At 70.3% G+C, this 11625-nt stretch carries 14 protein-coding genes; 7 read left to right on the forward strand and 7 right to left on the reverse strand.

Annotation, left to right across the window (positions count from 1 at the left end; all coding sequences use genetic code 11):
- Position 1: 1 nt before the first annotated feature.
- On the reverse strand, positions 2–415 hold the full coding sequence (locus tag Q5425_RS32405; protein WP_308676152.1) for an SsgA family sporulation/cell division regulator: 414 nt from the start codon (positions 413–415) through the stop codon (positions 2–4).
- A gap of 324 nt (positions 416–739) precedes the next feature.
- On the opposite strand from Q5425_RS32405, the gene sigK reads away from it, so the two are divergent.
- From sigK to Q5425_RS32420, 3 genes are all read left to right on the forward strand, one after another.
- Entirely contained in the window at positions 740–1336 is a 597-nt protein-coding gene (gene sigK, locus Q5425_RS32410) for an ECF RNA polymerase sigma factor SigK (protein WP_308676153.1), read from the forward strand.
- Positions 1333–2016, forward strand: a complete 684-nt coding sequence (locus Q5425_RS32415; RefSeq protein ID WP_308676154.1) for an anti-sigma factor — start codon at positions 1333–1335, stop codon at positions 2014–2016. Before sigK ends, Q5425_RS32415 begins: the two co-directional genes overlap by 4 nt.
- A 169-nt stretch (positions 2017–2185) precedes the next feature.
- Positions 2186–2860, forward strand: a complete 675-nt coding sequence (locus Q5425_RS32420; RefSeq protein ID WP_308676155.1) for a fasciclin domain-containing protein — start codon at positions 2186–2188, stop codon at positions 2858–2860.
- Between the two features lies 1 nt (position 2861).
- Here the strand turns inward: Q5425_RS32420 and Q5425_RS32425 are convergent, their stop codons facing one another.
- Positions 2862–3860, reverse strand: coding sequence for an LLM class flavin-dependent oxidoreductase (locus tag Q5425_RS32425; RefSeq protein WP_308676156.1), 999 nt, complete (start codon positions 3858–3860; stop codon positions 2862–2864).
- Positions 3861–3893: 33 nt separating this feature from the next.
- The gene (locus Q5425_RS32430; RefSeq protein WP_308676157.1) at positions 3894–4559 is read right to left on the reverse strand and encodes a TetR/AcrR family transcriptional regulator C-terminal domain-containing protein; all 666 of its coding nucleotides are present in this window, start codon (positions 4557–4559) and stop codon (positions 3894–3896) included.
- 91 nt (positions 4560–4650) lie between these two features.
- Between Q5425_RS32430 and Q5425_RS32435 the strand changes: the two genes are divergently transcribed.
- The gene (locus tag Q5425_RS32435) at positions 4651–5640 is read left to right on the forward strand and encodes an NAD(P)-dependent alcohol dehydrogenase (protein WP_308676158.1); all 990 of its coding nucleotides are present in this window, start codon (positions 4651–4653) and stop codon (positions 5638–5640) included.
- Here Q5425_RS32435 and Q5425_RS32440 read toward each other — a convergent pair.
- Complete coding sequence (locus tag Q5425_RS32440) at positions 5637–6566, reverse strand: alpha/beta hydrolase (RefSeq protein ID WP_308676159.1); 930 nt, start codon at positions 6564–6566, stop codon at positions 5637–5639. The two genes, Q5425_RS32435 and Q5425_RS32440, sit on opposite strands and share 4 nt — an antisense overlap.
- Positions 6567–6762: 196 nt before the next feature.
- Positions 6763–7362: a QsdR family transcriptional regulator gene (locus Q5425_RS32445; RefSeq protein WP_308676160.1), complete on the reverse strand. Its 600-nt coding sequence runs from the start codon at positions 7360–7362 to the stop codon at positions 6763–6765.
- Positions 7363–7448: 86 nt separating this feature from the next.
- Between Q5425_RS32445 and Q5425_RS32450 the strand changes: the two genes are divergently transcribed.
- Positions 7449–8081, forward strand: coding sequence for a DsbA family oxidoreductase (locus Q5425_RS32450; protein WP_308676181.1), 633 nt, complete (start codon positions 7449–7451; stop codon positions 8079–8081).
- Here the strand turns inward: Q5425_RS32450 and Q5425_RS32455 are convergent.
- Together Q5425_RS32455 and Q5425_RS32460 are read right to left on the reverse strand one after the other, a co-directional pair.
- Positions 8059–8241, reverse strand: a complete 183-nt coding sequence (locus Q5425_RS32455) for a hypothetical protein (protein WP_308676161.1) — start codon at positions 8239–8241, stop codon at positions 8059–8061. The genes Q5425_RS32450 and Q5425_RS32455 overlap by 23 nt on opposite strands.
- Positions 8242–8626: 385 nt before the next feature.
- Complete coding sequence (locus Q5425_RS32460; protein ID WP_396135288.1) at positions 8627–9622, reverse strand: LacI family DNA-binding transcriptional regulator; 996 nt, start codon at positions 9620–9622, stop codon at positions 8627–8629.
- Between the two features lie 177 nt (positions 9623–9799).
- On the opposite strand from Q5425_RS32460, the gene Q5425_RS32465 reads away from it, so the two are divergent.
- Entirely contained in the window at positions 9800–10726 is a 927-nt protein-coding gene (locus Q5425_RS32465; RefSeq protein WP_308676163.1) for a sugar ABC transporter permease, read from the forward strand.
- A 16-nt stretch (positions 10727–10742) separates the two neighbouring features.
- The gene (locus Q5425_RS32470; protein ID WP_308676182.1) at positions 10743–11606 is read left to right on the forward strand and encodes a carbohydrate ABC transporter permease; all 864 of its coding nucleotides are present in this window, start codon (positions 10743–10745) and stop codon (positions 11604–11606) included.
- The last annotated feature ends 19 nt before the right edge of the window (positions 11607–11625 follow it).

The following is an 11625-nucleotide window of genomic DNA, read 5'->3' on the forward strand; positions in this document are numbered from 1 at the left end:
CTCAGTCCTGGTAGGAGAGCTTCGCCAGTTCCTCGTCGAAGTCGAACCAGTCGGTCTCGCTGCCGGCCGGGATGACGTCGTAGGTCCGGTCGAGGAAGGCCGCGATCTCCTTCGCGGGCGCTTCGAGCACGGCGGCGCCGTCGGGGGAGCTCAGCTCCACGACGATCAGCGCGGGGTCGCCGGCCGGGCCGATGCGCACGTCGCCGTCGCCGCAGCGGCCGAGCAGGCCGTCGGCGAGCAGGTCGCGGCCGAAGAGCCACCGGACGGCGCTCGGGCCGGCGTGCAGCACCACGGCGACCGCGTACGGGTCAAGGGTGTCGTACTCCAGCTCGGCCGGCACCGGTCGCGGCCCGGCCCCGAAGGTGCGCAGGGCGAAGTTGATGCTGGCGCTGGTCACGGTGTTCGGGTCGGCCATGGTGGCCCCTTTGCTACTGGTCGGTTAACTTCGTCTGGTTCCAGGGATAACCCATAGTCAGTTCAACGCCCAGCGATCCGAAAAACTTTCACACGCGAGGGTGATCAAGAAGTGGCCGAGGTCACCTTCCGCGTGGCCGAAAGGGCAGCTTCCTCACTGATCGTGAGCGTTCGTGACTGACCCTTCGGAGCCGCGTCACCGCCGGATGGGTCCGGGCACCGCAGTTGCGCCTTCCGGGTGGGATGGGTCACCCCGCACCAGTCCGAGCCGCCGTCCGGCCGCGAACCCTTCGTGGGAAGCGGAATGACGTGGAGGGTGCCGGGCATGGGTGAGCGTGGGCGGTTGCGGCTGCAACCGGACGAGGCGCCGGCACCCGTGCCGAGCGCCGAAGAGCTGCTCGGGCGGGTCGCGGCGGGGGACGAGACGGCGTTCGCGTCGCTCTACGACCTCGTCGCCGGCCCGGTGCTCGGCCTGGCGACGCGCGTGCTGCGCAGCCACGCCCAGGCCGAGGAGGTGGCGCAGGAAGTGCTGGTGGAGGTGTGGCGCAAGGCCACGAGGTACGAGCCGGGGCGCGGCAGCGCGCTGTCGTGGGTGCTGACCATCGCGCACCGCCGGGCCGTGGACCGCGTGCGCTCGCACCAGGCCGGCGTCGACCGGGAGGAGCGGGCCGGCCTGATGGACGTGCGGCGGCCGTTCGACGAGGTCACCGAGTCCACTTTGGCCGGTCTGGAGCAGCAGCGGGTGCGGCAGTGCCTGGCCGCGCTGACCGACCTGCAACGCGAGTCGATCGTGCTGGCCTACTACAACGGCTACACCTACCCCGAGGTCGCGGAGGTCCTGAAGGTCGCGCCGGGCACCGTGAAGACCCGCATCCGCGACGGCCTGATCCGGCTGCGCGACTGCCTGGGGGTGGACCGATGACCGCCGAGCTGCACATGCTGACCGGGGCGTACGCACTGGACGCGGTGTCCGGTGCGGAGCGTTCGGAGTTCGAACGCCACCTCGGGGAGTGCGCCGCCTGCCGCCAGGAGGTGGCCGAACTGCAGTCGACCGGCGCGCGGCTGGCCGTGGCCGCCGCGGTGGACCCGCCCCCGGAGCTGAAGCTCGTGGTCCTCGCCGGCGTGGCCCGCACCCGGCAGCTGCCGCCGAGGGTGCCGGTGGTCCGGCGCTTGAGCCGGGCCAAGACGTGGCAGGTGCGCTTCGCGCTCTTCGGCGCCGCTGCGGCGGCCGTGGTGGCGGTGGCGGTCGGCTTGCAGTCCACCGCACCCGCGCCCGTCGACTCGGTGTTGTCCGCGCCGGACGCCGCCGCGATCCAGGGTGTCGGCGAGGGGCACGCGACTCTTGTCGTCTCGCGCAGCCGGAACCAGGCCGTGCTGCTCGCGTCGGACCTGCCCGCGCTCGACGCCGGCCACGTCTACCAGGTGTGGCTGATCGGCAAGGGCGGCGCGCACTCGGCCGGGCTCATGACGTCGGAGGCGTCGCAGCGGATGCTCGTGGCCCAGCTCCCACCGGACGTGGACCGGATCGGCATCACCGTCGAGCCCGCGGGCGGCTCGGCCGGCCCGACGACACCGGCGGTCACTCGCATTTCCCTCGTTTAAACGTGTTCGGCTGCGAATTGTAGGCCAAGAAGGCATCGATCAACACAATCGCGCATCGCCTTCACAGTGCCGGTGACCCGGATCACCCGAATGGGGGCAATCCGGTTTTCCGGTAGTTCCGAATCCAGGGCAAGAAGCAATTATTCAGCCGCTTATGGGAGTGATTTTTGTGACCAAGCTCCGTGTCGCCGGCATCGGCGTCACCGCCGTTGCCGCCCTTTCGCTGACCGCGTGCAGCGGTAGCGACACCGCTTCGTCGGGCAGTTCCAGCAGCTCGATGGCACCGTCGTCGTCGATGGCCGCGCCGTCGTCCAGCATGGCTTCCGGTGCCGCCGACGGCATGACCACCAACGCCGACGTGTTCGGCCCGGCCTGTTCGCAGCTGCCGCAGGGCTCCGCGCCGGGGTCGCTGGACTCGATGGGGCCGCAGCCGGTCGCCTCGGCCGCGTCGACGAACCCGCTGCTGACCAAGCTGGTGGCGGCGGTCAAGGCCACGAACCTGGTCGACACGCTCAACAGCCAGGAGGCCATCACGGTCTTCGCGCCGGCCGACCCCGCGTTCGCCGCGCTGGGCGACGCGAAGTTCAACGAGCTGGCCGGCAAGCCCGCCGAGCTGTCGCCGATCCTGCAGTACCACGTCGTCGGCAAGCGCTACGACGGCAAGGGGCTCGCCACCGCGGGCTCGGTCGACACCCTGAACACCGCCGGCGGGCCGGTGAAGATCGAGGGCTCGGGCGACAACATGACGATCAACGGCGCGAAGATCCTGTGCGGCAACATCCCCACCAAGAACGCCACCGTCTTCGTGATCGACAAGGTGCTCACGCCGGGCACCAACAAGTAAGTCAGGTTAGCCGGCCGAGTGCCGGGCCGAGCCGTTCCGCGATGTCGGTGAGGATCTGCACGTAATCTTCGTGTTCGAAGGTGAACGGCAGGGCGAAAGCCACCTCGTCGACCTCGCGGAACGCGGCGTGTCCGTGCAGCCGCTCGGCGATTTCGGCGGACGTGCCGACGAAGTCGGGGGAGAACAGCATGCGCGCGGGGCCCTGGGGCTCTGCGGTGCGGGGAAGCCGTTTTGCGGCGTATTCCTCGTATTTCGCCCGCTGTTCCGGCGTCGCGCTGTCGGTCGGGATGACGACCAGGCCCTGCGAGATGCGTCCGGCGGGGTGGTGCTCGCGGAACGTCCGGATGTGCGAGAGCTGGATCTCGGCGAAGTCGGTGCTCTCGCCTTCGGCCTTGACCACGCTGCTGGTCAGGAAGTTCATCCGGTGCTCGCCGGCCCACTCGGCCGAGCGCAGGCTCGCACCGCCGTACCAGAGGCGGTCGCCGAGGCCCGGCGACTGCGGCTGCACCCGGTCGGAGAACACCTCGAAACCGGCGGTGCCGCTGAACTCCGTCGCCGGCTCGCCGCGCACGAAGCCCAGCAGCCGTCGCACGCGGTCGTAGGAGAAGTCTTCGACGTCCGCCGTGCCGGGGTAGAGGGCGTGCTTGACCTCGTCCCAGCGCATCGGCGGCCCGACGCTGATCCCGGGGTTGAGCCGCCCGCCGGAGAGCAGGTCGACGGTGGCGAGGTCTTCGGCCAGCCGCAGCGGGTTCTCCCAGCCCAGCGGGATGACGGCGGTCCCGAGCTCGATCCGCGTGGTCCGCTGCGACGCGGCGGCGAGCACCGCGACCGGCGAGGAGATGCCGTACTGCAGGTGCCGGTGCCGCACCCAGGCGCTGTCGAACCCGAGCCGTTCGCCCAGTTCGATGATCTCCAGCGTCGCCTCGTGCCCCCGGCGCGGGTCGGCCGCGTCGAACAGGCCGATGGTCAGGAAGCCGAGCTTCCGCAGTGGTCGTGACACGCTCCCGATTCTGCCCCCGGGGAGCAGGGCGTCTCAGTCCCCGGACTCTCGCAGCCGGTCCAGGCCGTCGAGGATCAGGTCCAAGCCGAACTCGAACTCCGCCTGGTCGTCGCACCAGCCCAGCGTCGACTCCGGGTCGTCGTGGGCGATTTCGCCCAGCATCGCCACCAGGTTCGGCAGCCGGCCGGCCAGTTCCGCCGGTACCTCCGCCGACGCGCCCGCGTTCGGGTCGAACAGCTCCTGGCTGAACCCCAGCGCGCGGCTGCCCAGTGCGTGCAGCGCGTGGTGGATCCGGTCGTGGGAAAACCCGCCCTCGCGCATCAGGGCGACCAGGCCGTCGTAGTACTTCAGCACCGCCGTGCTCGTCGACGAACGCGTGCCGAACAGCTCCGGCGCCCAGCGGTGGCGGAGGAACACCTGCCGCGCCGCGAGGATGCGCCGGCGGGCCGTCTGCTTCCAGTCCGGGCCGCGGTCCGCGCGGGCCGCCGCGGCGTTGACCTCCTCGGCCACGACCTCGACGATCCCGTCGAGCACGTCTTCCTTCTTGGCCACGTGGTAGTAGAGCGACATCGCCTCGGCGCCGAGCTCTTCGGCGAGCCGTCGCATCGTCACCGCGCGCAGGCCGTGCTCGTCGGCGAGTTCGACGGCCGCCCGCAGCACGCGCTCCCGGCTCAGCGGGGCGCGGGCTTCGGCGGTCACGGCTCAGATCGTACAACGTAAGGCCCCCTTGACCACGGATACGTTGCGAAGCTACCTTACGACGTAAGACTTACAACGTAAGGGAGATGTCGTGAAGGCGTTCATGCAGCGTGCGTACGGTCCTCCGGACAGCCTGACCTTCGAAGACGTGCCCGATCCCGTGCCCGCCGAAGGCGAGGTGCTGGTCCGGGTGCACGCCACGTCGGTCAACCCGTACGACTGGCACTTCCTCAGAGGCGAGCCGTACGTGGCCCGCCTGATGACCGGCGGCTTCGGCCTGCGCCGTCCGCCGGCCGGCGTCCTCGGCTGTGACCTGGCCGGCCGCGTCGTGACCGCCGGGACCCGGTTCGCACCCGGCGACGACGTCTACGCGCTCCTGCCGCGGGGCGCCCACGCCGAGTACGTCTGCGTGCCCGAAGACCTGCTCGCGCCGATGCCCGCGAACCTGTCCCACGACCAGGCGGCGGCGATGCCGATGGCGGCCGTCACCGCGCTGCTCGCGCTGCGGGGTGTCGAGGCCGGCCGGCGGGTGCTGGTCAACGGGGCTTCCGGCGGTGTCGGCACCTTCGCCGTCCAGCTGGCCAAGGCGCTCGGCGCCCACGTCGACGCCGTGTGCAGCGCCGCGAACGCCGATCTCGCCCGTTCGCTCGGCGCCGGGGAGGTCTTCGACTACCGGGCGGACGACTTCACGCGCAGCGGCCGCCGCTACGACGTCGTGCTGGACGTCGCCGGCCGCCGCTCGGTGTTCGCTTGCCGCCGGGTTTTGGAGCGTGACGGCACCTTCGTCGCCGTCGGGGGTCCGGCCGGGCGCTGGGTGCAGCCCGCCGGGCACGTCTTCCTCGCCGCGGCCGGCGGGCCGTTGGCGCGGCGGCGGGTGGTGCTCGCGGACGCCGTGGCCTGCCGGGACAAGGCGGCGGTCCTCGGTGAGCTGGCTCGCTGGGCCGAGCGTGGTGCGGTCACGCCGGTCGTCGACCGGACCTACCCGTTCGACGACCTGCGTGCCGCGTTCGCCTACTCCGAAGCCGGGCACGCCAAGGGCAAGGTGGTCGTCACCCTGGGCGTGCCCGGCCGGTCGGCCTAGCCGTTGTGCGGGCAGTTGCCGCGGTAGTCCGAAATGGACAGGCTGGTGCTGGGGATCGGGCAGAGGAACTGTTCGTAGCGGGTGTCGTTGTCGATGAAGCGCTTGAGCCAGGACAGCGTGTACTTCGCGATCGTCGTGTTCGACGTGTTCGGGGCGAAGTGGCTGGCCCCGCGCAGTTCGAGGTACGCGCGGTCCAGAGTGGACGGAAGGCTCGTGTAGAACGGGATCGAGTGCGACGCCACCGGGGCGACGGTGTCCGACTGCGCCCCGACGACGAGCGTGGGCACCCGCAGCGTCGACCAGTTCTTCGTCAGGTTCCAGCCGGTCAGCGGGATCGCGGCCTGCAGCGACGGCCGGGAGCGCGCCGCTTCGAGGGTGCCGCCGCCACCCATGGAGTGCCCGACGACGCCGAGTCTGCTGCTGTCGATGCGCGAGCGCACCGAGCTCTGCTGCGTCAGGTAGTCCAGCGAGGCCAGCAGCTGCCGGCCCCGGCTGTCGGGCTGGTCGGAGGTGGTGATGGTGTCGATGGTGAACACCACGAAGCCCTGCGACGCCAGGCGCGGGCCCAGCCAGGCGATGCTCGACTGGGTCGCGGTGAAGCCGGGCGCGATCGAGATGGCGCCGAACGTGCCGGCCGTCGTGGTCGTCGGGTAGTAGATGGTGCCGCCGCCGAAGCCGGAGGCGGACAGCCGCGACACCGTGGTGGTGCTGGTCGCGAACGAGCCGCGCGTGGCTTCGATGCTGGAGTTGGTGGGGTCGGGGCCCCGCTCGTAGGGGTTCGCGGCGGCGGGTGCCGGTGCGGCGACGCCGGTGGTCAGCGCCAGTGCGGCCAGCACTACGCCGGCGGTCTTGGCACGCCACCCACGGCGGCGGGAAATTTTCCCACCTGGGCCAGGCGACGTCGGCGGGCTGGTGAGTGCGGACATGGATCGCTCTCTTTCCCCGGGCAGGCGAAAGCACGCCCGGACACAGACGGGCGGATCGTGGATCTGGTGCACGGCAATGGAAGGGGGTGCCGCGGGCGGGGGCGGGGTAACCGCTTTCCCGTCGCCTATGAAACACCTTGGCGAAATGTTCCACATCCTCCGAATGGGGGAGTGGTCTGACGAACTGTGCGGTCGCTCAGTGAACCCGGACCGGCTCCAGTGCCCCGCGCACGAGCGTGTCGATCAGCGTCGTCGCGACGGTCAGGTCCACCGACCGGGCGGCCAGGACGTCGGAGTAGAGGAACGACTCGCCAAGCCGGACGACCGCGAACGCCAGGTCCGGCAGCCCGACCAGCGGCGTCAAGCCGGCCGTTTCGGTGTCGGCGTGGAACAGCTCCACGTGCGCGTCGACCAGCCCGGGCTGGACCGCGCCGCGCGGGTCGGTCAGCACGCGGAGGGCGACCGCCGACTCCGCTTCGATCAGCTTGCGCATGCCGTCGCTGCCGGCGACCTCGCGGCGGTACTCCTCCATGACCCACAGGCAGCGCAGCCGGCCGTCCGGGGTGCGGACCGCGTCGCCGTGCCGGGCGCGCCACCCGTCGAGGGCGCGCTGCCAGGTGCGGCCGGACAGCATCCGCAGCCCGGCGCCCATCAGGTCGTCGCGGTTGCCGACGCGCCGGAAGAAGGTCGTGCGCGAGATCCCCAGGTCGGTCGCCATCCGGCCGAGGTCGAGGCGGGTGCCGGCCATCAGCAGCCGTGCCGCGTGCCGGACGATGTCGTCGGTCGAGACGGTCACTGCGCCACCCTAGTCCGCAGGTTGGCGCCGGTTACCTTGAAGTGCGCGGGACCTCTTCGGTTAGCGTGGATTTTGTGCGCGTAGACATCTGGTCCGATCTGGTCTGTCCCTGGTGCTATCTCGGCAAACGCCGCTTCGAGCGGGCGGTGGCCGAACTCGGCGCCGACGTCGAGGTGGTGCACCACTCGTTCCAGCTCGATCCGTCGTTCCCGCGCGGGTCTTCGCGCCCGACGCGCGAGGTGCTGGCCGAGAAGTACGGCCGGACCCTGGAAGAAGCCGACGCGATGGAAGCGCAGATGGAAGAGCGCGCCGCCGCCGACGGCCTCGAGTACCACCTCGACGGCGTCCACCTGGGCAACACCGTCGACGGCCACCGCCTCGTCCACTTCGCCGCCGAGCGCGGGCTGGCCGACGCCGTCGTCGACCGGTTCTACCGAGCGCACTTCACCGAACGGCGCTCGCTGTTCGACCGCGGCTCGCTGGTGGAGCTGGCCGCCGAAGCCGGGCTCGACGCCGAGGAGGCGCGAGCCGTGCTCGAGTCCGACGCGTATGAAGCCGAAGTGGCGGCGGACGGCGAGCAGGCCCGCGCGCTCGGCGCGACCGGGGTGCCGTTCTTCGTGATCGATCAGCGGTTCGGCGTCGCAGGAGCCCAGTCGTCGGAGGTGTTCACGCAGGTGTTGCGACGCGCGGCGGAGGTCAGCGACGCCGCCGCCGGGTGAACCGCGACCGGTCGGTGGCGACGCCGGCCAGGTGCAGGGCGACGCAGAGCAGCCCGGCGGTGGTGAGCGTCCCGGTGGTGATCACCGGGCCGAGCCCGAACCCGGCCAGCTCCATCAGCAGGGCGAGCCCGAAGAGCACGGCGGCGAGAATGGCGAGCATGACGGCCTCGTTTCCGTGGGGTGGGGCCGAATGGTCCACACCACTGCGACGTTCGCGGTACCGGGGATCCCGGCTTGGTGGCCGGTAATTCCCCCGGGTCCGGACGCTGAAACGAACTTCTCGTACTCAGCCGGACACTCACGAACGAACGACTCGCGTGATCGAAGGGGCATCACCCGTGCTTGGAGGGGCATCACCCGTGCCTGGAGGGGCATCACGCGTGATCCGGAGGGGCATCACTCGTGATTGGCGGGGCATCGCGCTGATGCCCGCTCAATCACACGTGATGCCCTCCGGATCACGCGTGATTCCTTCCTGGACACGCGTGATGCCCCTCCGGACACGGGTTCTCGGCCGGGCCGCGGGGGCGCCCCCGTTTTCCGCGTTACCGGTGGGCGGTTTCGGGTGGGGCGGTGCTGGAGCGGATCACCAGTTCCGTCGGGAGGAGGACCGGCTCGCCGGCTTCGGTGCCCGTTTCGATTTCGGCCAGCAGGGCCTCCACCGCGTGGCGGCCGACCGCCTCGAACGACTGGCGGATCGTCGTCAGCGGGGGCCAGAAGTGGGCCGACTCCTCCATGTCGTCGAACCCGACCACGCTCACCTCGCCCGGCACGGCGCGGCCCGTCTCGTGCAACGCGCGCAGCAGGCCCAGTGCCATCTGGTCGTTCGCCGCGAACACCGCTGTCACCGCCGGGTCCGCCGCCAGCCGCAGGCCGGCCCGGTAGCCGGACTCCGGTGACCAGTCGCCCGCCAGCACCGGCGGTACCGTGCGGCCCGCCCGCTCCAAAGTGGCCTGCCACGACTTCCGGCGGCGCTCGGCCGAGTACGACTGCGGCGGACCCGCGATGTGCCAAACCGTCGAGTGCCCCAGTGAAAGCAGGTGGCCGGTCGCCCGGGCCGCGCCGTCGGCCTGGTCGTTGTCGACGACGGGGTAGTCGTAGCGGGCACTGGAGTCGATCACCACCACCGGCAGCCCGTGCGGCAGTTCGATTTCGCTCTGGTCGAGCTGGTGCTGCTCGATGAGGATGATGACGCCGTCGACGGCCTGCTCGTTCAGCGTGCTGAACGCGCCCGTCACCTCGCCCTGCGTCGGGCGGGCCACCGGCATCAGGATGATCGAGAACCCTTCCGGGACGACCGCCGCCGCGATGGCGTCGAGGGTGCGGCTGTTGCCGAACGTCGGCAGCGCCGAGATGATCACGCCGATGCTGCGGAACCGGCCGTTGCGCAGCGCGCGGGCCGCGCTGTTCGGCCGGTAGCCGACCCGGCGCATCGCGGCGAGGACGCGTTCGCGCGTGGCGTCGTCGACGTTCGTCTTGCCGTTGGCGACCCGGGACACGGTCTGGCCCGAGACGCCCGCCTCGCGGGCCACGTCCGCCATCGACGGTCCCCGCCGGGCGGCGCGGCCGGATGCGGACGAGGTCGCTGTCTGGCGCGGCACGGTCACTCCTTGGTGTCCTGGACATGTTTACGTCAACAAGTTACTCTGCGGCCGTCCATGTTGACGTAAACATCACGCCGGGTCCAGCACCCGGCCGCATGACCACTCGGAGAGACGATGACGTCCACAGCGGCTCCGCCCGCCCCGGTGCCGGCCCGCCGGGCGCCCGCGGCCCGCCGTCCGCGGCGGAAATGGCGGGGCTGGCTCTTCGTCGCCCCGTTCATGCTGGTGTTCGCGCTGACCTTCATCGCGCCCGTCGGGTACGCGTTCGTGCTCAGCCTCTTCCGCGACCAGGCCTTCTTCGGCGGCACGGTGTTCGTCGGCGCCGACAACTACGTGCAGGTGTTCGGCGACCCGAAGTTCTGGGAAGCCTTCCGGCGCGTCCTGGTGTTCCTCGCCGTGCAGGTGCCGATCATGCTGGTGCTCGCGCTGATCGCGGCGCTGGCGATCGACAGCGCCCGGCTGCACGCCGCCGGTTTCTTCCGGGTCGTGATCTTCCTGCCGTACGCGGTCCCCGCCGTGGTCGCCGCGCTGATGTGGGGCTTCATCTACGGCGACCACTTCGGGCTCGCGGCGGACCTGAACCACCTGCTGGGCACCGAGGTGCAGCCGCTGTCGGCGAACTGGCTGCTCACGTCGATCGGGAACATCGTCACGTGGGAGTTCGTGGGCTACAACATGCTCATCTTCTACTCCGCGCTGAAGGTGATCCCGAAGGAGCTGTTCGAGGCGGCCTCGATCGACGGCGCCGGCACGTTCCGCACCATCGTGTCCGTGAAGCTCCCGGCGATCCGGGGTGCCATCGTGGTCGCCACGATCTTCTCGATCATCGGCAGCTTCCAGCTGTTCAACGAGCCGAACATCATGCGCAACCTCGTGCCCAACGTGATCGGCACCTTCTACACGCCGAACATGTACGCCTACAACCTTTCCTTCAACGGGCAGCAGTACAACTACTCCGCCACCGTCGCGATCGTGATGGGCGTGATCACCGCGGTCATCGCCTACGTCGTGCAGCTGCGCGGCTCCCGGAAGGAGATGTGACGTGGCGACGTCTTCGATGACCCGGTTCTCGGTGACCAAACCCCGCAAGTCGCGTGTCCTCACCGGCTTCATGGCGCTCTACCTGCTCTACACCCTGGTTCCCCTGGTGTGGCTGATCATCAACGCGACGAAGACCCAGCCCGCCCTGTTCTCGACGTCGGGACTGTCCTTCGGCGACTCGTTCGCCCTCTTCGACAACATCGGGCAGACGTTCACCTACAACGGCGGGATCTTCTTCCGCTGGCTCGGGAACACCCTGCTCTACGTCGTGGTCGGGGCCGGCGGCGCGACGGTCCTCGCCACGGCGGCGGGCTACGGGCTGGCCAAGTACCGCTTCCCCGGCCGCCGCGCGGTGTTCGCCGTCGTCCTCGGGGCCGTGGCCGTGCCGCCGACGGCGCTGGCCGTGCCGACGTTCCTGATGTTCAGCAAGATGGGGCTGACCAACACGCCGCTGGCGGTTCTCATCCCGTCGCTGATCAGCCCGTTCGGCCTCTACCTGATCTGGGTCTACGCCGCCGACGCCATTCCCGACGAACTGCTCGAAGCGGCGCGGATCGACGGCGCGGGCGAGGTCCGCATCTTCCTCACCGTGACGCTGCGCCAGCTGGTGCCCGGGATCATCACGGTCGCGCTGTTCACGATGGTGCAGACGTGGAACAACTACTTCCTGCCGCTGATCATGCTCAGCGAGCCGAAGTGGTACCCGCTGACCGTCGGGCTCAACCAGTGGAGCGCCCAGGCCAACGGCGCCGGCGCCCAGCCGATCTTCAACCTGGTCCTCACCGGGTCGTTGCTCACCATCATTCCCCTCGTCGTCGCTTTCCTGCTCATGCAACGGTTCTGGCAGTCCGGGCTGAGCGCCGGAAGCGTTAAGCAGTAACACCCGCCGTCACACCGCC

Origin of the sequence: Amycolatopsis sp. A133 (genome assembly GCF_031082405.1) — a bacterium.
Lineage (GTDB): Bacteria > Actinomycetota > Actinomycetes > Mycobacteriales > Pseudonocardiaceae > Amycolatopsis.

Bases quoted from the DNA above. Each gene is read 5' to 3' on its own strand.
- Q5425_RS32415 (WP_308676154.1), top strand. From the start codon at position 1,333: ATGACCGCCGAGCTGCACATGCTGACCGGGGCGTACGCACTGGACGCG.
- Q5425_RS32460 (WP_396135288.1), bottom strand. From the start codon at position 9,622: ATGGCGGACGTGGCCCGCGAGGCGGGCGTCTCGGGCCAGACCGTGTCC.
- Q5425_RS32465 (WP_308676163.1), top strand. From the start codon at position 9,800: ATGACGTCCACAGCGGCTCCGCCCGCCCCGGTGCCGGCCCGCCGGGCG.
- sigK (WP_308676153.1), top strand. From the start codon at position 740: ATGGGTGAGCGTGGGCGGTTGCGGCTGCAACCGGACGAGGCGCCGGCA.
- Q5425_RS32440 (WP_308676159.1), bottom strand. From the start codon at position 6,566: ATGTCCGCACTCACCAGCCCGCCGACGTCGCCTGGCCCAGGTGGGAAA.
- Q5425_RS32405 (WP_308676152.1), bottom strand. From the start codon at position 415: ATGGCCGACCCGAACACCGTGACCAGCGCCAGCATCAACTTCGCCCTG.
- Q5425_RS32470 (WP_308676182.1), top strand. From the start codon at position 10,743: ATGACCCGGTTCTCGGTGACCAAACCCCGCAAGTCGCGTGTCCTCACC.
- Q5425_RS32455 (WP_308676161.1), bottom strand. From the start codon at position 8,241: ATGCTCGCCATTCTCGCCGCCGTGCTCTTCGGGCTCGCCCTGCTGATG.